Source organism: Scytonema sp. UIC 10036 (assembly GCF_009725235.1).
Map to the genome: position 1 here is coordinate 1 of NZ_WJFC01000220.1, position 21,846 is coordinate 21,846.

Here is a 21,846-nt window from a genome sequence, read left to right on the forward strand (position 1 = left end):
CCAACAACCTCTTAGAACTGTGACTATTCTCAAAAATACCCCACCCTAGCCCTCCCCTTGTAAAGGGGAGGGAACCAGATTTTTCTTAATTTCCCCCCTTTCTAAGGGGGGATTAAGGGGGGTAATCATGTGATGAAAATTACAGCCAATCACTTTTCCAACAACCTCTTAGAACTGTGACTATTCTCAAAAATACCCCACCCTAGCCCTCCCCTTGTAAAGGGGAGGGAACCATTTCTCTCGTTCCCTTTATAATTCCACATACATAGCTGCAAGCATATCAGCCATAAGCATTAGATACTGCTTGCCAAGCTTGTTGATGGTTTCGCTTAGATGGAAATTGCGAGAGTATTCGATTTCTAAGTACAAGCTTCCATTGATGGTGAAAAAGAAAAACTCCAGCAAAGTTGTGCGTTTTTGTTCGGGAGGAGACAATCGGCGATCGCGATCTTCTGCCATGAATTCAAACACCTCAGATACCGGAAGAGTACGGTTCCCCAGGTAATTCGCTCGTATGGGTGTCAAATTAGCATCAGGATAGATATGGCTGGGCAAGCGATCGCATATCCAATCAAAGGTATTACCATTCATTGGCAGCCTATCAAATCCATCTTTAATATTCTTAATAATCTGTTCCCAGTTGTTCTGATGTTCTACGTCGATGCCTACGGGGAAATTGACAGCGTAGTTACCAACACTTTCCCAAAACAAATGATTCTCACCCAAGTCTCTACCGTTGGTACGATGACTAACCACAACCCAAGATTTGTTAGACCAATTTGCCATGAGCTGGTATAGAGGAGCCAGTAAAAGTGTATACACATTACAGCCGTAATACGGCTTGGCTTTGCGTAGTAGTGCATCAGTTTGTTCTTTGGTCAAGACAAATGTTTGACTGCAAGCAGAAGCCTCATCGTTGGAGCCTTTAAGATGGTCAAAAGGAACTAGGAACGTGTATTCCCTAGAGGGGAACTGGGAATTCCAATAATCAACGTGGCTCGCCAAAGATCCACGTTTGTCTTGTTCCACAAGCAAACGCACATAATCTGTATAAGACAGTGGAGAAGAGTTTTCAAAGCTGACATTTCCACCCGCCAACATCTGGTCATACGCGTACCAGAGTTCCTTAAATAACACAGTTGTACTGAGCATATCAGCAATGATATGATGTGCAACAATTGCAATGTCATAGCAAGATTCACTCACCTTAATTACGATTGTTGACATCAGAGGCCACTCATTAATCTGGAGTTTTTCGCTGCTTTGTTGTATAATGTTACGGATTTGTTCATCGCGCTGTTTGTCTGTCAGATGACTGCGATCGTGGAAGATAACCGTCAGTGGTTGAGGTTGAGCGAGCACTCGCTGTTGCCATTGTCCTTGGACTGACACAAAGACAGTACGCAGGGCGGGATGACGTGCCACCATAAGGTTGAGGGCTTTGTTGAAAATCTCCAGATTTAAGGGTTTGTGGTATAGAAACCGCGTATACCCCGTCCACTGGTAAGGTGGCTGGAAGTATGATACCAGCCAACGCTGAGCTGAACCGAGGGGTAAGTATTCATCCGATGAATCAGTTGCAGTTACAGCTTTTTCTGTTGTTGGACGGTTCTCAGGTAGTAGAGCTAGCAGAGCTTTGCGATCCAGCTTACCATTATGATTCTTGGGCAAACTGGGGAGCCATTCCAATCGTTGAGGAATCATGTAATCCGGTAATTGCTTGGAGAGATGTTCCTTAATTTGTCGGTTGTTAACCTTCTGTCCGGACATCCAAGCGACCAACCTTTTTTGCCCAGATCCATAATCGACTGCTAAGACGGCTGCTTCACGAACGGATTGATGAGTATTGAGAACGCTTTCAATTTCTCCCAATTCTACACGAAAACCACGTATTTTAACTTGGTGGTCAATACGTCCGTGGTATTCAAAACTACCATCTGACAATTCTTTTGCCAAATCCCCAGTGCGGTAGAGATGTTCTCCAGGAATATCGGAAAAGGGATTGGGGCGGAAGGCGGCTGATGTCCGTTCCACATCGTTCAGATAACCCTTTGCCAGTTGTATACCTCCTATCCAAAGTTCTCCTAACTCTCCTGGCGCAACGGGCTGCATTTGCTCATTTAATATTTTGATGTAGACGTTATCAATGGCTTTCCCGATAGGAATATTCTCCTCAGGGCGCTGAGTCATGATATGAGCGGTTACGTCAATGGATGCTTCAGTCGGTCCGTACAAGTTTGCTAACCCAGTACCCATACCATACTTATCAATCCAGCGTTGTATAAAAGATAACGGCAAAGCTTCACCACTAAAGACTAACCAGCGCAGGTGAGGAAATGACCAAGTTTCATCTTCCAAAGCACTGATAAACTCTCCAAATAGGGAAGGGACAAAGTGCATAATATTGATTTGGGTATCCTTTATCCACTGTGCAAACTCCCAAGGATTGATGACTGTTTCCCTTTCTACAGGGCAAATCGTAGCTCCCTCCATTAGTGTCCAAAAGAGTTCCCAAACCGATATATCGAAACAGAAAGAAGTTTTCTGCGCTACCCGGTCTCCGGGTTTTAGCTGAAAGGTTTTTTGCATCCACTCCAGGCGGTTCATATAGCCGCGATGGTTGAGCATAACGCCTTTAGGACGACCAGTAGACCCAGAAGTATACAGAACTGTCATCAAATCGTCTGGGAGATTGGTATAATTTGGAGCTTCATCTGAGACAAGAGACCAAATGTTTTTATCAACTAGGCTAAGTTCTTTTCTTTCCTGGAACGTTTCTTTATTGTCCAAAAACATCAGGGTATGCAATAGCGACTTCTCATCCAAGCATTCTTCAAGTTTGGAAGTTACTTGGGACTCAGCAAGGAGAGTGCTAATTTTGGCATGGTCTAGAATATAGCGTATGCGTTCTGCTGGGTAGGAAGGATCGAGGGGAACATAAGCACCGCCAGCTTTCAGGATACCTAAAATTCCTATTACCATCAGAGGTCCGCGCTGTGTCATAATGCCTACTAAAGTGTTTGGTCCTACACCTAGGGTACGCAAGTAATTCGCAACTTGATTGGAAAGGCGATGTAATTCGGCGTAAGTTAATTTGGTTTCTTTATGCAGTACGGCTACAGCGTCAGGTGTTTGCTGAATCTGTTCAACAATTTTTAGGTAAGGAATTTTTATAGTATTGCTCATTTTAATGATTTCCCAATTAATGGATTTTGGATTAACCGATTTTGGATTTTGGATTTTGGATTTTGGATTAACCGATTTTGGATTTTGGATTTTGGATTTTGGATTAAGGGATTTTGGATTTTGGATTTTGGATTTTGGATTGGGTTTGTGTATCTTGTGGGATGGGCGTCTCGCCCGTTGGTAGAGTGTTCTATGATGCGCTCTCTGCGCCCTCTGCGCCCTCTGCGGTTCAAAAATAATTTATTTAACCGCAGAGGCGCAGAGTACACAGAGGTAAGAAGTGAGAGAGCTTCTTTACATACACAGTACGTTTGCCATTTCCTGCAAACTCCTGCAACTGAGCAAGGCTTGGCGATCGACTTTTCCGTGTAATTTTTCAAGACGGGTAACGATGCGGATGCGTTCTAGTGAATCCATACCTAAGTCCGCCTCTAAATCTTGGTCCATCTCTTCAGAGGTAATTGGGTAGTGACAAATTTCCTCTGCTACTTGTTTGAGTAGAGACTCGATATTGGTATCATTCTTAGTGTCTTTTTGTGATACTGGAAGCGGTTGTGTTACCTCTTGGGGTTGAATTGTTAGTGAGGTTAATTCTTCTATCTGTGAGATATATTCCCTCATTAAGCTGTCAATTACGGACAGGTTGAAGAATTTCTCATCGTAACTTGCAAACAGATGCAGGCTGTCGTCAAATATCTCCTGTAAAATATCTACCGTTCCTGCTGCGTTGATACCACCTGCTTGATAACCTGTTACTGCTATGGGACCGTATTGAGTTTCTATATGGGTGTGTCCCGTGTAAGGGAAATAGAGATTGGATTTCAACGCACTTCGGAATACAGATACACTATGTTCGGGAATTTTGCCGTCTTCTAACGCTATATTATTCCGGAAAATCGTGCCAATCTGACGAGTTTGAGCTCTGTCAAGACCGCTGGCTATGCCATTTTGAACTTCCTGATGAAGACGATTTAACAAAGTTGACCAGTCTTCGTTTGGCTGTGGTGGCTCGAAGCTTAGCGCTAAATTCTGTGCGAAACTGCTGACTATATGAGATGCATCTACCCCTGGATAGATTCTTCCGCCTGTGGGGACTTGAAGGATCGCAGACTGAGAGGACTGCTCAAACTTCACAACCGATCGCAGGAATGCTCCCATCAAGAGAGTATTGATAGGCAATCGCCATTCGCGGGTTTGGGCAATTAGCTTAGCAGTGGTTTCGCGTCCAAGGCGGTACCGTAGGGTGTGAAATTGAGGACAGGTATTTTCAACAGTAACACCTTTGGGGTTCCAGAAGTAAGAATTTTTACCCTGTTTGCTAGTATACTCTGCTAGCGAACGCTCTTCCTCTGGGTCATACCAAGCATTCATAGCTCTAACGACTTCAGCGTATTCTTGGAGTGTGGTAGCGGGAGGCAGATTGGGTTTATCATTGCTGACTAGTGCGCGATAAATTTCCATAAATTCGCGCAATATTATATGATTTCCTAAAGCATCTGAAATCAAATGTTCGTTGCCTAGAAACAGTTGATAATCGTTATCTTGCAGGCGAAGTACGGAAAATCGATGCAGTGGCCATTCAATCATTGACCATTGGTAATTTAGCCATCGGTGTAACTCTTCTTGTATTGCCTGTTCTTGAGCATCACTGTCAAGATGTCTGAGATCGGTGACTGGGATTTCAGGGGGAGCTACTTCTTCCAGAACTTCCATCTGATAGTCTCTGAAGCGAGTTGCGCCTTCTGGTACATGGAAGCGAGCTCGTAACATGGGATGGCGAGATATTAGGTGTTTCCAGCTTTGCCATGCAACATCTGTGTCAAACGACCCTTGTAAACGCAAGGAAGAGAACAGACTGTTGGAATTGACAACCCAGTGTCCTACTAAGTGGAAATACTGACCGTGTAGCATTTCTACGCTTATAGGGGTAGGGGATAGGGGGTAGGGGATAGGGAAGAGGGATTTTCAGACTCGGTTGTGAGCGATCGCCGCACATGGGGGTCTAGATTTACAACTTTTGTCTCTTCGGTGCTGTTTGTATCTTTTTCACCAGAGGGTTGCCATTCTTCAAATCTTTGAATGACTTGTCTTACAGTTTGCAACTGCATCAGGTCACGTAATGAAAACTGACTGCTAAACGCTACTTTTTTGTTGTCTGGAATGATTTTTGCTAGGTCGCTCATGAGTTGCGTCATCATGAGAGAATCGAGACCAAGTTCTCCTTCCAGGGTCATATCTAGACCAATTTGGTCTTGTTTTTGTCCGCTCGTCTTGGCAATTATAGCAAGGATGCGGTCTTTAAAATTAGTTTCTGGAATGCTGGTCGAGAAAGTCTCTTGCTTTTTAATTTGTGCTTGCTCTTTGTTGGAAGCCACTTCAGCGGCTTTGATGTCTAACCAATAACGTTGGCGTTGGAAAGGATAGGTAGGTAAGGACACTTTTGCACGTTGGTAATCCCGGTCAAAGCCCGACCAGTCAACTTTCACGCCGTTTACGTATAACTTTCCTAAACTCTGGAGGAGTTGCTCCCAATCATCGTGTTCACGACGCAACGAAGGTAACCATACTTCTGTTCCCTCTGGCAAACACTGTCGCCCTATGTCAATCAGTACCGGATTTGGTCCGATTTCCACAACGATGTCGATCGCCTGTGCGTGCAACTTTTGCATTCCATCGGCAAATCGCACGGTTTTGCGGACATGATGTCGCCAATAACTGGCTTGACTCATTTCTGAAGAGCGCACCAGTTGACCTGTGACATTGGAAATGATATCTATGTTAGGTTTGCTGTAGGTAACCGTTGCTGCTTGCTGCTCAAAAGCATCTAACATCGGTTCTATCAAAGGCGAGTGAAACGCATGGGACACGTTCAAGCGGCGAGACCAAATTCCACAGGCTTGCAGTTCCACAACGACTGCTCGTACACTCTCTTGTTCACCGGAAATCACCACGTTTTGTGGTCCGTTGATGGCTGCGAGCGCAATTTTTCGTCCATAGGGAGAAATCGCTGCCCGTACAGTCGCCTCATCTGCAAACACCGCAGCCATTTCGCCCCCTTCTGGTAGGGCTTGCATCAGGCGCGATCGCTCCGCTATCAGTTTCAGACCGTCTTCCAGACTGAACACTCCTGCACTGACAGCCGCCACGTATTCACCGACACTATGACCCATAACAACATCTGGGGTAATGCCCCAAGAGCGCCATAATTCATACAAAGCATATTCTAGGGCAAACAGGGCAGGTTGGGTGTAAGCGGTCTGGTTGATGGGAGAGTCCGAACCTGCTGCTGGATAGAGTACAGACAACAGAGGTTGTTGTAAATAGGGGCGCAGGATAGCATCGCAGCGATCGATTGCTTCACGGAAGGTGGGCGCTTGTTCGTAAAGTTGGCGTCCCATCCCTGCAAACTGAGAACCTTGTCCGGTAAACAAAAATGCAATCTTAGGCTTATGGGTGTTTTTAAAGAACCCTGCGAACACGTTATCTGGGTTGAGCTTAACACTAAAGGCTGCTAATTGTTCGCACACCTGGGCTAAGTTTTGAGCAACCAGTGCCAATCGATGGTCAAAAACAGAGCGACCCGTATTGGCAGTAAAGCAAACATCGGCGAGGTTGAGGTTGGGATTGGCTTTGAGCGTTGTGTAAAAGTCGCTGACTAATTCCTGTAATGCTTCTTCATTTTTCGCTGAGAGGCTGAGCAGATGCAAGGGGCGTTCTTGTTTCACCGACTCAATCTGGCGCTTTGGTGCCTCCTCAATCACGATGTGAGCATTGGTTCCGCTAACACCAAACCCACTCAATCCTGCAATGCGGGGTCCATGAACAGCAGTCCACGGCATCCTTTCGGTTGGTACCACCACTGGAAGTTCTGCCCACCGGATATGAGGATTGGGATTTTTTAGGTGTAGATGAGGGGGTATTTCTTGATTTTGCAGTGCCAGTATTACCTTAATTAGCCCTGCAACCCCAGCTGCTGACTCCAAGTGACCAATGTTAGTTTTTACCGATCCAATGATTAAAGGTTGTTCCTTAGATCGCTCTTGACCTAACACTGCTCCTAAGGACTCTACCTCAATGGGATCTCCTAAAGATGTTCCGGTACCGTGGGCTTCTATGTAGTTCACTTGTGCTGGCTCTACTCCAGCATTAGCCAAGGCTTGACGGATAAGTGCTTGTTGGGCGACTCCGTTGGGAACAGTAAGACCACTGCTGGGTCCATCTTGGTTGACTGCTGAACCTCGAATCACAGCTACAATGTTGTCACCGTCTGAGATCGCATCACTTAGGCGCTTAAGAACGACAACTCCACAACCTTCGCCTCGAGCAAAGCCGTCTGCTGAAGCATCAAAGGTTTTGCAGCGACCATCAGGGGCTAGCATCCGTGCTCTACAAGTCGCAATGGTTGAAATCGGTGATAGGATGAGGTTGACGCCGCCAGCAAGAGCTAGATTGCACTCTTGGTTGCGTAAACTCTGGCAAGCAAGATGGATCGCTACCAATGACGATGAGCAAGCTGTATCGACGATCATACTCGGACCTACAAGACCCAGGGTATACGACAAGCGACCAGCCACAGCGTTGAGGCAATTGCCTGTGGTACTGTAGGCGTCGATGTTGGTGCGATCGCCAGACTCTACTTGAAGTTGCAAATAATCATTGGTGGTAATCCCGACAAATACCCCAGTTTGGCTGTTCCTAAGTTTTTCTGGAGCGGTACCAGAGTGCTCGATCGCCTCCCAACTGACCTCTAACAGGAGTCGCTGTTGGGGGTCCATGCTGATAGCTTCTCGTGGAGTGATACCAAAAAATTGGGGTTCAAACTGGTCTACTTGCTCCAGAAATCCGGCGCTCCGGATATACATTTTTCCGGGTGTATCAGGGTTTGGGTCGTATAATTCATTAATATCCCAGCGATCGGGAGAAATTTCGGTAATAGCATCGACTCCATCACGCAGGAGAGACCAAAAGGCTTGGGGGTTTTTCGCACCAGGAAATCGGCAACCCATGCCAATAATCGCGATCGGTTCTGTCTTAGAATGCTGCATTGCATCAAGCTTGGCTCGCATTTCTCTAAGTGCAATCAGTGCATTTTTTAAGCGAGATTGATGATCGATGTTATCTGAGGTATTGTTCATTTTCGTACTTTTTTAAAAATTATTAGTGGATAATGGTTATAGCAATCCTAAAACATTTGTAAAATTCTCTCTTTTCTCTTTTCTTCGCGCTCTTTGCGTCTTTGCGGTTAATAAGTTTTATCTATCAAATTGGACTGCTATAGTGGAAGACTGGTAATTAACAATTAACAACTACTCCTATCCCAGGTAAAGATTACTTAATTAAATGAACCGCAAAGACGCGAAGTACACGAAGAAAGAGGAGAAGAAGAGCGTTAATCTTATGGTAGGAAGGGAGTAACAATTAACAACTAACCATTAACCATTGACCAACTATTTAATTCTTCATCAAGTAATGATGCTAGTTCGGAAGAGGAAAGTTGTTCTAGATCTGCTGACGATGGAGATGGCTCATAGCTATCTTTCGGCAAGTTGGAAACGGTTTCTACTGCTGGTTCTAGGGATAGAACTTCGGTAGCCAGGTAATTAGCAAGTGTCTCTATATTGGGATAGTTAAAAGCTAATGTTGAACTCAAGGGATGTCCTAAGTTGGCTTCGAGACTATTTTTTAGCTCGACAGCCATTAAGGAATCCATCCCTAGTTCGACAAATCCCTGTCGTATCTGTGGTAATTGAGATTGTTCTAATCCCAGTACTTTAGCGACTGCTGTTTGAAGATGAGCGACTAAGAAACCGTAACGTTTGTTTGCGCTAAGTGCTTCTAATTGCTGTATGATTTCTGGAACCTTAACTCCATCGGGTTCAATTGTCTGTTGAGGCTGTTGTTCGATTTGTTCTAGTAGCGATCGCTGTCCTTTGATTTCGTAAATGGGTTTGAAAGTACTCCAGTCAACTCGAGCTGCTGTTGTCTGAACTCTGTGTGTACCTAGAATCTGTGTTAGGGCTGCAATCCCTTCTTCTGGACGCCAAGCCTCTACTCCGATTCGCTTTAACAATGTCTCGGTTTCAGAAGATGCCATCCCACTTCCTGCCCAAGGTCCCCAGTTGATGCTTAAAGCGGGTAGTCCCAATGCTTGACGATGATGGGCGATCGCGTCGATAAAGTGATTGGCTGCGGCGTAATGCGCTTGTCCTCTAGACCCCCACACCGAAGCGATTGAGGAGAAGCCAACGAAAAAGTCGAGGTTCATCTCTTGGGTGAGTTGATGGAGAAGCCACGTGCCTACTACTTTAGGTCTTAGAGTGGACTGAAGCGTCTCTAGGTCAATATCTTGTAATAATTTGTAATCTGTAACACCAGCAGCATGGATGATTCCTTTTAGGGGAATTTGTTTGCTGTGTAATTGTTCAAAGAGCGCAGTCATCTGAGCTAAGTTACTGACATCAGCTTGAGCTAAGATAACCTTGGCTCCCATGTCTTCCAAGGATTGAATCGCCTTAACTTGTTCCCAAGTGTTGGTACCGTGTGGTAAATTAGCCCAACTATCGCGACTGGGTAGACCTTTACGCCCTACTAGCACCAGATTTCGCGCACCTTGCTCTACCATCCATTGAGCAGTTTTAAGCCCTAAACTACCTAAGCCCCCAGTAATTAGGTAAGTTCCATCAGCTTGCAAATGTATGGGTTGTGGTTTAAGATTGCTGCTACGCACTAAACGGGGAACATAGCGTTGTTCGCCGCGAAAGGCAATTTGGTCTTCGCCTTCTGGTTGCCACATCTCTGCTAGTAAGGACAGTGCGTTTGTCTTATTTCCAGAGATGTTAGGGTCTAAATCGATTAGCCCTCCCCAAATTTCCGCGTGTTCCAATGCGATCGCCCTTCCTAATCCCCACAAAGGTGCTTGAGCCACCGCTAGGGGACTAGCTTTTGGTTCTACTGCCTGGGTTCCACAGGTTGCTAGCCACAGTTTAGGTGATATTGAATGGGCATGATTGACAAGTGCCTGAACTAGGTGCAGCACACTACCACAGCCCAATACTTGAGCAGTTTCTAGCGAGGATGGTGTGATTTCGTCAGAAAGTGCCGTTTCTAAACTCCACAAATGCACTATTCCACGACACGGCAATCCATTATTTGCGATAATATCTTGGAACAGATGTTGAAAATCATCAAAATTTCCAGGGTTTATTTTCCGATGTCCGGCTTCTAAGATTTCATAAGCAACGCCGGGATAAATCATCAAACATTTCTCGCCACGTGCTTCCAGAAGTTCTGCTAGTGCCTGCCCGACTCCAGTCTCATCTGCAAAGATAAGCCACTTACCGCGTTGGGTTGCTTGATTTGGCTGCGGTAATGCCTTACGGTTTTGTGGCAACCAGTGTACTTCGTAGAGTGAGTCACTCAACTCAACACTCTTGAGGCTCTGTTGGTCTTGCTGGAGCCATTGTTTGAGCAAATCATATCTTTCTGGGGATAATTTAGCAAGACGTTGAGAAAGGTTAGCGGTATATAAACTTTTCAGTAATGATTCTACCTGTTCTGCGGGCAGTTGTTCAACTATTTCTAACTTCTGAGCAAGTTCTCTCGTATTTGTAGATTGCAAGAGATGGTGAATGGGGCGATCGACATCTTTCTTTGTGCTCAATACGATGGGCGCTTCTTGCTGCTTAGAGGAATCTACCTCAACCCAATACCGCTTGCGTTGGAAGGGATAGGTGGGTAGCGATACTTTTACTCGTTGATAATCCCGGTCAAAACCAGACCAGTCTACTTTCACACCATGTACGTATAGCGTTCCCAAACTCTGGAGGATTTGCTGCCAATCATCATGTCCTCGGCGTAAGGAAGGTAACCATACTTCAGTTCCTTCTGGCAAACACTGTCGCCCCATACCGCTCAAAACTGTATGTGGTCCGATTTCTACAACGATGTCGATCGCCTGTGCTTGCAATGTTTGCATTCCATCGGCAAATCGTACTGCTTCCCGCACGTGACGCCGCCAGTAACTGGCTTGACTGACTTCTACTCCGCGTACTAGTTGACCTGTGACATTGGAAATCAAGTCGATCTTGGGTTCGCTATAGGTAACCGTTGCTGCTTGCTTTTCAAAAGCATCTAACATTGGTTCCATCAAGGGTGAGTGAAACGCATGGGATACGCTTAGGTGTCGGGATTCGATTCCTTTGGCTTGTAGTTCTGCGATCGCGGCTTGTACGCTCTCTCCTTCACCAGAGATAACTGCGTTTTGCGGTCCATTGATGGCTGCGAGCGCAACTTTTTGTCCGTAGGGAGAAATCGCCGCCCTTACAGTCGCCTCATCTGCAAACACCGCAGCCATTTCGCCACCTGGTGGTAGGGCTTGCATCAGGCGCGATCTCTCTGCTATCATCCTTAGACCGTCTTCCAGACTGAATACCCCTGCAACGCAAGCTGCTACGTATTCACCGACGCTGTGACCCATAACAACATTTGGGGTAATGCCCCAAGAGTGCCATAATTCATACAAAGCATATTCTAGGGCAAACAGAGCAGGTTGGGTGTAAGCAGTCTGGTCAATGGGGGAGTTAGATCCATCATTTGGATAGAGTACAGACAACAGGGGTTGTTGTAAATAGGGGCGCAGGATAGCATCGCAGCGATCCAGGGCTTGACGGAAGGTGGGCGCTTGTTCGTAAAGCTGGCGTCCCATTCCTACGTACTGAGATCCTTGTCCGGTAAACAAAAATGCTATCTTTTGTCTGCGGGTCTCTTGAGGTAACCCTGCAAACACCCCAGATGGATTTTGCCCAGTGCTAAAGGCTGCAAGTTGCTCGCACGCCTGCGTTGTATTTTCAGCTACTAGTGCCAGTTTGTGGTCAAAGACAGAGCGACCCGTGTTGGAAGTGAAGCAGACATCAGCAAGGTTGAGGTTGGGATTAACTTTCAGTGCTGTGGAAAAACGATTTGCAAGCTGCTTTAATGCTTCTTCACTTTTCGCCGAAAGGCTGAGCAAATGCAAGGGACGTTCTTCTGAGATCGGGTCATGTTTTCTCCCCATCTCCCCATCTCCCCATCTCCCCATCTCCCTAAGAGGAGCTTCTTCAACGACCACATGAGCATTGGTTCCACTAAAGCCGAAGGAGCTAAGACCCGCAATCCGCTTCCCGTTGATGGGAGTCCAAGGAGTAAGTTCTGTCGGAATTTTAATGGGAAGTTCTGACCAGGGGATATGAGGATTGGGGTTTTTTAAGTGCAAATGAGGTGGTATTTCCTGATTTTGCAGTGCCAATACCAACTTAATTAAACCCGCGACTCCAGCGGCTGCTTCCAAATGTCCCATGTTGGTCTTCACTGAACCAACGAGCAAACTTTGGTCATGCGATCGCTTCTGACCCAACACTGCTGCTAAGGCTCGCAATTCAATAGGATCTCCTAGAGATGTCCCGGTACCATGAGCTTCTACATAGCTCACTTGTCCTGGTTCTACAAGAGCATTAGCTAGGGCTGAGCGGATAACTGCTTGCTGAGCTGGTCCATTAGGAACTGTCAAACCGCCACTGCGACCGTCCTGATTGACTGCCGAACCCCGAATCAGAGCTAAAATATTGTCACCGTCAGCAATGGCATCACTGAGACGTTTGAGAACCACAATCCCGCAACCCTCTCCTCGAGCAAAGCCATCAGCAGCAGCATCAAAGGTTTTGCAGTGACCATCAGGAGCTAGCATTTTAGCCCGACATTCGCTCATAGTCACCGTTGGTGTTAATATCAAATTGACTCCAGCAGCAAGAGCTAAATGACATTCTTTTGTACGTAAGCTTTGGCAGGCAAGGTGAACAGCTACAAGCGATGAAGAGCAGGCTGTGTCTATTGCCATACAAGGTCCTTGGAGACCTAGAGTGTAAGACAATCGACCAGAAGTCGCGCTAAAGGCGTTGCCTGTGGCAGTATGGGAGTTAATGAGATCGGGGGTAGTGACCATCTGGTAGTAATCCAGATTCATAATTCCGAGGAAAACTCCAGTTTGGCTGCCAACTAATTTCTCGGGTGCAATACCAGCATTCTCAAGGGCTTCCCAGCTAACCTCCAAAAGCAGCCGCTGCTGGGGGTCCATATTCACAGCTTCCCGAGGGGCAATTCCAAAAAATTGTGGGTCAAACTGGTCTACCCGATCCAAAAATGCGGCGTTACGGGTATATATTTTCCCAGCAGCATCGGGATTGGGGTCGTAGTAGGCGTCAATATCCCATCTATCTGATGGCACTTCTGTCATTGCGTCTACCCCGTCACGCAGCATTTGCCAATACGCTTCTGGATCGTTTGCTTTTGGGAATCGACAGCCTAACCCAATGATAGCGATCGGTTCTGTCTTTGCTTGCTCGTTTGCTTCGAGTTTGGCTTGCATTTCTTTTAATGCTAAAAGCGCACGTTTTGTAGCAGATAAAGGTTGGGAATTTTCTATAGGACTCATATTTAATTCCTGATATTAGAAGATGACCGAAGAAAAGATGAAGTAAGATGGCAGTGTTGTGAGGGATTAAATAAAAAACCGCAGAGGCGCAGAGGGCGCAGAGGAAGAGAAGGAGAGAATAAGCTTTTTCATCTTTGTTTTATATCTTTGCGGTTCTTTTAAATATGTAGTCCTTGAGCGGGAAAGGAGCAATATTAACTCCGTTTCCTCTTCCTCTGTTTTCTCTGCGCCTCTGCGGTTTTTAAACATTTAAATGTGCTTTAGCCCTAACCACGTTTATGGATAATCTATTTCTTGAAAATTGCTAGCTTTGTGCTGGTAAGTTAGTTCCTGTTTCAATCCAAGATTGTAGTTTACCTCGATAGTGGTAAGTAGCAAATTCCTGGCGCATTTTGGTCACTTTAGTATTATCAGGTAAGCCTTTGGTTTTCTGTTTGTAAATCATTTCGCCTATTGCACATTGAACTGAATCGCTCAATAAGCTGAATATATAGTATAGATTTCGCAGCTTTAAGAAGCCAGACAGTCCAAAGCCTTTCCACAAAAACTTTGCATACCAAATAGCCATGAAAAAGTTGGTGTATTTTAGGGAGCTAAAGACGTTGCATCGCCTAGGCTCGAGTTTTGTATTCTCTACAAAGTCATCAAAGTGTTTGACTGTGTGGTAACCCCAGAGCAACTGATCCGCACGGTGACAGTCCATGAAGCCGATGTTGGTATCGCGTTCCACTAGTTCATTGAATTGCTCATGCAGATATGGCCAGAAGCCGTTTATATATCCTTCAATACTTGCTACGTATCTGGATATGAATCCTAAGTCTAAATGCCATTTGCCCACGTACATAGGTAAGACAGCACCAAACCATCCCATGTAATCAAAGTAGATGCGCCAGCTCATAATGCTAGCATGGCCAAGCTGTTTGTCATGATCGTGGATAAGTTGGTTGTTAACTCGTGTGTAAGTAAGGTTAAATTTGTTGTAAGCAGCACGCTTCTCCTCTGCATCAGCTTCACCTGCTAGTTTGGCTCGGATAATTTCCGTGACTGATTCAATAGCAAACGCAATCATCGACGTCCCCAAAGAATAGAAGGGGTCGAAGATACAGGCTGAATCTCCCAGCACATACCAGTTATCTGGAGAGAACATGGTCTTACTGGCATGAGAAGGTCTCGCTAGGTAGTGAAAATCTACGTTTTCACCACTCGTCACCAACCGATAAAGAACGTTGTGATTTGCCTTTAAAAAGGCGTAGAATTTCTCCTTTGTATTGATTTGATTATCAGCGATGACGCTACGGTGTTGGGAAATCCCAATTGAGATTTCCTGAGAATCCTTTTCTGTTGGAATCATCCATATCCAGTGACCGTGACCAAACCAGTGATTGGTAGCGTAGTAATAACTGGCTGTAATACCGCTTGGGTCATAACCATTATGGAAGATGGTGCGATCTACACCTTTGACCCGTACCCATGCTGTGCCAGTATCAACACCAAACAAATTTTCCGGTCCAAACAGAAGATTATCTGTTTTTCGCCCGATAATAAACTTGCGACCCGCTGCATCAATGACGTGTCTGGTTTTGAGTTCGATATACTCACCATCAACTAGCTTGACCTTAACAGTCTTAATCGCATCTCCTGGGGTCAAGTCTACATCCATCACACGACCGTGATAGAAGTCAGCCCCCATGGATTGATTCATCTTCAGCAAATCTCGCTCGAACTTGGCTCGATTCATTTGGAAGGAAGCAAGAGGAAGTTGTCTGTTGTTCCAGATATGATAGTAATCATCGGTGGTTTCAGTTTTTGCTGGGTCTTTAGCCCAATGGAAGCTGAGTCCGGCTTTGGGTGGATGATTTTCAATCATGTAGTCATAAAGACCCAACTCTTTGCAAACGAAAAGAGTCGCAACCTCCACCATTGATTCGCCAAGTTTGAGGTCTTTTTGCGTCCGCTCTTCTGGACGGGGGTCGATCAGGGCGATTCTTATCCCTGGGATATTCAGCAGCAGGTGACGAGCTTGGCAAACACCCACAAAACCTGCACCCATCATGACGACATCGTATTCTTGAGACTTAGTGTTATTCATGATTTTGTTTCCTGAGAAATTGTGTGATTCTAGATTTATGAACTCTTTGGATAATTCCAAGGGAAGATAAACTGTTGACTTCCTTCTGCTAATGTTTACGGATTGATGCGTAGATATGTGTAGGTTTTTAGAAGCGGTTGAGGAGAAAACCCAACAAACGTTTCATGTCTTTAATTTTTTCTAATGACTCAGAAGGATAAAGTTACCTACAAATTCAACTCGCTACTTTCCGGATATGCTCAACTGTTGCATCAGCAATTTAAAGGAATTAACTTGTAGTGAGCGCAATACTACGTAAGTTTTGGGAAATAGTAGGTTGGGTCGAGCGACAGATCGACCCAACAAATGCTGATAAATGTTGGGTTTCGTTCCTCAAACGCCAGTAAAGGTGCGGAGGGAAACCCTCCTATGGCGCATTCGCGCCACGCACACGGTTCAGATCTGGCTCCCCAACCTACGTAATTTCGGATTTTTATGCAAAACCTACGCAGTATTGGTAGTGAGCGGACATCTGGAGTCACTGACGTTTCAAAGTTTGCATATCGATAGAGATTGGAACAAGAATGGGCTGATTCATTTTCATCACTTAAGTATTATCATTTGTTTTGATAGGTTTGTAGTTGCGCTTCAGCGCCGTAACAATCAATCACAACTTAAACTAACCCGTTAAAACTTATGTGGTGAACTACTAGTAGCTAGTAGCGCAGACTCTCTTAGAATTTAATGGTTTCTAGTTCTAGGAGCAGTAATGCTTCTGCATCTTCTTCTGAAAGCTGTCCGATTTCTGCTACAGTCGTAGTTTGCTGATTATTGTTCTCTGAAATTGCTTGTGAGTTGTCGTCGTGAGATTCCTCAAGAAACATCTCACTCTTCAGATACGCAGCAAGAGCATTGAGAGTTGGATAGTCAAAGATTAACGTTGAAGGAAGGGCGCGTCCCAGAGATATTTGGAGACGATTCCTCAACTCCACAGAGGTTAGGGAGTCCATCCCAAGGTCAAAGAAACCTTGGTGCGGCTCTAATCGATGGGATGAACTTAAACTTAAAACTTTGGTGACTTGGTCTTGGAGGTGAGCCAGTAACAATTCTTGGCGATCGCGAGGCGAAGCTTGCTTTAATCGCATCAAGAACTCATCTTTCTGCACGGATAGTTGCTCGGTTTTTACGCGTGAGTCTGCTTCAAGGGCTAACTCCGAGAGGAACGATGGGGCAGTCTCCGCTGTAAATCTTTGCATAAACTGCGACCAATCGATCGGCACGACTCCAATCTGAGCAGAGGGATGGTGGAACACCTGTTCCAGTATCTGTATTCCTTGCTTCGGTACAATAGTATCCACACCGCGCATATTCGTTTGCTCGCTAAAGTTGCGGTTTGCTACGACTCCTAACTCAGCCCATGCCCCCCAGTTGATACTTAAAGCTGGCAACCCTAGAGATCTGCGATGATAAGCTAGACCATCCAGAAAAGAGTTGGCTGCTGCATGATTACCTTGACCGGGCGAGCCAAACAGGGCGGTGGCTGAGGAGAACAGAACGAAGAAGTCTAAAGGTTTATTCTGTGTCAGGACGTGTAGATTCCAAGCTCCTTGGACTTTGGGTGACAATACTTTGGCAAACTGCTGCCAGTCTTGCCGCGCCAACACGCCGTCTTCAAGAACCCCTGCCGAATGTATAACTCCCCGAAGTGGCGGCATCGAGAGTTCAATTTCAGCTAGCGCTCTAGCGACTTCCTCTGCAACAGACACATCAGCCTGAAACACTCGGATTTGAGCACCTATTTGCTCTAACTTGCTTAAGGTGACCTTAGCCTCATCAGAAGCACCTCTGCGTCCCATCAACACTAAATGCCGTGCTCCTTGCTCTACCAGCCATTGGGCAACTAGCAAACCAAGACCACCCAAACCGCCTGTAATCAGGTAAGTGCCATCGGGCTGCAAGTGCAGAGGCTGTGGTTCAAGCTTGCGGCTACGCACTAAACGAGGAACATAGCGTAGTCCATTACGAAATGCCAGTTGTTCTTGAGCTTCTGTGTACCCTAAACAGAGTTCGTCAAAGAGAGCTTTTACCTGCTCGGTTTCATCTGTTGGATCTAAATCCACTTGTATGCAATGCAGTTCTGGATGCTCTACTGCAATCACTTTACCGAGACCCCACAACGATGCTTGCGCTACTGCCAACGGCGTTGGTTCCGATCCCACTGCCTGAGCACCTTGGGTTACCAAGCATAAGGATGGAGATTCGGAGAGTTCAGTCGTGACCAGAGCCTGAACCAGGTGAAGAACACTGCGACATCCTAGAACGGATGCTGCTTTTACGTCACCTACTGTCAGTACTTCTGACGCTGTTGCCTCTAAGCTCCACAAGTGTACTACCCTACGGCATGGCGGTCTATCACTTCCCCCAACTTCTTTAAGCAACTTCCGAAAGTCTTCGGGCTGCGCTGGGTTGAGCCTGTATTGCTCCTTACTTAACTGTTCGTAAAACTCGCCAGGAGAGATAATAACACAGGTTTGCCCACGTGACCTTATCTGTGCCGCTAGCTTCTGACCAACTCCCTTGCTGTCGGCAAAAATCAGCCAACTGCTTTTCTCTAGTATGGACGAGTTGCTTTCTAGCTGTTCAGTTTCTTTGTTGAGTTGAGGAGCTTGGGCAAGAATAACAGATTGATAAGATAAACTGTTGCTGCTTAGCTCTGCTTGCGGAATTGCAGCTGTTTCAATAAATCCAGCCTCCTGCAACAAATTCTGCCACTGGTATGGAGCTAGTAATGGGTATGCTGGTCGCAAGTCTATATCCGCAAACCTCCACCAGCCCTCTGTCAACCCAAATGTCAAATCCAACCAACGCTGGGGTCCGGTTGCCTCGAACAACACCAACATTCCTTCTGGTGCCAAAAGTTGCTGGATGTGCTTCAAACTTTCCTTTAAGCTTAATGTCGCATGAATAACATTGGCTGCCAAAATGATATCAAACTGATGGGGAACAAATCCCTGTGATTCAATGTCTTGTTCAATATCTAAAAGCTGATATTTCACAAACGGAAAATCACGGAACTTTTCCTGAGCGTTTGACATGAACAAGTGGGATACATCAGTAAATGTATACTCCGCTTGATTTGCTGGAAGATGGGGTAGTACGTAGGATGAGGTTCCCCCAGTTCCCGCACCTATTTCCAAAATACGAACTGTTCGTCCCTTTGGTAGGCGTTCTATGGCAACTGAAACGGCCTCTTGTACCAATCGGTTAAACACGTGGCTACCAGGGGAATTTTGATACAAATTCTCAGCAGATGTCAAATCACCATCAGGGAATAGCAGTTGCAGTGGATCGCACTCTCCCCGCAGAATTTCCGCCAATTTTTCACCGCACCGACCAAGTAAGATCAGTTCAGCTTCAAAAGCTGGGTATTTAGCCAAAATGGCATTATGCATCTCTAAAGGCACTACTTCCGAACAAGGAACTTGGCAAATTTCCCATTCAGAACCACTCTGCCTAAGCACTCCTTCTTCATGTAGCATCTCAAGTAGCCGACCTAGTAGTCTGTGATATCGGTCTATGATACCTAACTTCTGCGCTAAAGAGTTATTTGTAAAGCGTACTTGAGGATGGAACTCCCAACCCATTTTCTGGAACGCCTGGAGAACGTAAGCAGCACTCAGAGCCTCAAGATGAAGAAATAATTCTTCATAGACCTCCATTCCGTGCTTGACGCTCAATTTAGAGACTAGGGGTTGGATGCGATCGCGAACTTGCAGGGGGCTAAACATATAGTCCGCTGGTAAAGACTGACCTTGGCGAAGCTTGGGTTGCCATTCCACCTCGTAGAGCCAATTGCTAAGGTTTTCCTGCGTATTGTGCAGCAGCGCCTCACGCTTTGCACGCTTGACGTGGAAACCCTCAATCTCTGCTATAATTTGTCCGGCATCATCGAACAGCCACAGGTCACTTGTGAGAGTTTCTTGGTTTGTTCCCTCCTTGTGTCGTATTCGACCGTGAATCCACAATTGAGTATCAGGGCGGCGGTATAAATGCAGGCTGTCTAAACCTACGGGCAAATAAGTATCTTCTTCTCCCGGACTAGCCAAGGTTGCAAACAAAAGCTGGAAACCAGAATCCATCAACACTGGGTGCAAATGATACGCTTGGGCTTCCCTGACTAATGCTTCAGGAAGCCGAATTCGCCCCAAAGCTTCCCCATCGCGCCGCCAGAGTTGCTCAATTCCCTGAAAACTCGGTCCATAAAACAGTCCCCTCTTTTGCAACTGTTGATAAAAGTCTTCAACGGATAACTGTTCTTGAAAGCGTTCTTGAAGCTCTTTGAAAGAAATGAATGACTGTACTGAGTATGTTTTGCCAGCATCGATTTTTCCAGCCGCGTGCTGTATCCAGGAAGTTGCAGAATCCTCTGCACCATCAACTTCAGTACTTAATATCCGGAAAGAAACTTGTCCATTAGCTTCTTCAGGTGTTAGTATTAGCTGCACTAATCGACCGCTATCTTCTGGTAAGATAAGTGCTTCTTGAATTAAGACCTGTTTTAGGCAATTTGAACCTAAGCCAAGAGCCGCTACTGCCCCAGCTAAGGCTATTTCCAAATAACCCGCCCCTGGCAGAACTACCATACCATAAACCTGATGATCGACCAGGAAAGGTTGCAAATCGACACTCAACTCAGACTCGAATAAAATTTCCTTGAGTGGCGATCGCACTCGCTGACCGAGCAAGGGATGTAATGATGTACCCCGAGTGTGCAAAACTGGCTTCTGTTTTTTCCGTTCAAACCAATATCTTTGACGTTGCCAAGGGTAGGAAGGTAGACTAACAACCGAGCCTGTAGATGGATACAGCTGCTGCCAGTTTACTGGAAATCCCTGAGTATAAAGGTTGCTTAAAGAACTCAGTAATGTAGCTCGTTCCCGCTGCCCCCGTCGCAGGGAGGGCAAAACTGTACCTTCTTTATTGAGATGATTGAGGCACTGGGAAATATAACCTGAAAGCACAGGGTGCGGGCTAACTTCTATAAAGATGGTTTGACCTGCGATTGCCAATTCCTCAATCGCGTCTGCAAAACGGACGGATTGCTCTAAATTTCGACCCCAGTAAGTCGCATCTAAATCTGCACCGTGACTCATTTGACCCGTGACGGTGGAGAAGAAAGGAATCGTTCCTTGCTGTGGCTGAATTTGGTGCAGATATTGTACCAGTTCTACAGCAAAGGGAACCATTTGAGGACTGTGAAATGCATAATTCACAGGGAGCAGCTTGCAGAAAACTTGTGGTTGCTCTTGCTGGAGTAACTTGAGGACTGATTCGACAGCGAACGGTTCTCCTGAGATAACAGTAGAAGTGGGACTGTTCATCGCTGCGATCGTGAGACGATCTTCGTATCCAGACAACAAACGCTCTGTCTCTTTTGCCGACAGTTCGATCGCAGCCATTTTACCGTTACCCGTTGCTTGTTGCATCAAGCGTCCTCGATGGCAAATCAAATAAGCCGCATCTTCTAATGTAACAGCACCAGAGATATGGGCTGCGGCAACTTCTCCCAAACTGTGACCCACAACCGCATCTGGGTCAATACCCCAAGAACGCCACATCCGAGCAAGTGCCACTTGCAGCGCAAAAATAGCTGGTTGAGCAAACTCTGTTTCTTGCAAGCGGGATTGGGAAGCATCTTCCTTGGTCAGTTCTTCTAACACAGACCAACCCGTATGAGATTTGATAAGTTCATCGCACTGCTCCATAACCGAGCGAAACACTGGTTCCTGTTCTAGTAACTCCCGTCCCATAGCCCACCATTGAGGACCTTGACCGGAAAAAACGAAAGCTACTTTCGGGCGGCGACGGCGATTTTTGCGACCAAAAGATACATTAACGTCTGTGTTGCCTTGTACAAAATTTTGTAAACTTTCCTTGACTTGTGCAGGAGAGTTAACAACAACTGCTAAACGGTGTTCTTGGTGAGTGCGCCGAACACTAGCTGTGTAACAAATATCTTGTAATGCAGCAGCATCAAATTCTTGAGACTCCAGAAAGTTCTGATAGGCTTGCGCTAAAGATTTGACAGCTTCTGGGCTATGGGCGGATAGGGGGAGTAGGAGGGGGG

At 45.9% G+C, this 21,846-nt stretch carries 7 protein-coding genes; 1 reads left to right on the top strand and 6 read right to left on the bottom strand.

Features of this window, described 5'->3' with window-relative positions; translation table 11 throughout:
* Positions 1–249: 249 nt before the first annotated feature.
* Positions 250–3,186, bottom strand: a complete 2,937-nt coding sequence (locus F7734_RS51680; RefSeq protein WP_155752049.1) for an amino acid adenylation domain-containing protein — start codon at positions 3,184–3,186, stop codon at positions 250–252.
* 4 nt (positions 3,187–3,190) lie between these two features.
* Here F7734_RS51680 and F7734_RS51685 point away from each other — a divergent pair, with 4 nt between their 5' ends.
* Entirely contained in the window at positions 3,191–3,370 is a 180-nt protein-coding gene (locus F7734_RS51685; RefSeq protein WP_155752050.1) for a hypothetical protein, read from the top strand.
* Between the two features lie 110 nt (positions 3,371–3,480).
* On the opposite strand, the gene F7734_RS62600 is transcribed toward F7734_RS51685, so the two are convergent.
* The 5 genes from F7734_RS62600 to F7734_RS51710 form a co-directional block, all read right to left on the bottom strand.
* Entirely contained in the window at positions 3,481–5,097 is a 1,617-nt protein-coding gene (locus F7734_RS62600; protein WP_155752051.1) for a condensation domain-containing protein, read from the bottom strand.
* Positions 5,098–5,105: 8 nt separating this feature from the next.
* Positions 5,106–8,321, bottom strand: a complete 3,216-nt coding sequence (locus F7734_RS51695) for a type I polyketide synthase (RefSeq protein ID WP_155752052.1) — start codon at positions 8,319–8,321, stop codon at positions 5,106–5,108.
* A 290-nt stretch (positions 8,322–8,611) separates the two neighbouring features.
* Positions 8,612–13,651 carry a type I polyketide synthase gene (locus F7734_RS51700; RefSeq protein ID WP_155752053.1) on the bottom strand — a complete coding sequence of 1,680 codons (5,040 nt, stop codon included), beginning with the start codon at positions 13,649–13,651 and terminating at the stop codon, positions 8,612–8,614.
* 304 nt (positions 13,652–13,955) lie between these two features.
* Positions 13,956–15,740 carry a tryptophan 7-halogenase gene (locus tag F7734_RS51705; protein ID WP_155752054.1) on the bottom strand — a complete coding sequence of 595 codons (1,785 nt, stop codon included), beginning with the start codon at positions 15,738–15,740 and terminating at the stop codon, positions 13,956–13,958.
* A 713-nt stretch (positions 15,741–16,453) separates the two neighbouring features.
* Positions 16,454–21,846: type I polyketide synthase (locus F7734_RS51710; protein WP_155752055.1), on the bottom strand; the 5,393-nt coding region annotated here is incomplete at its 5' end.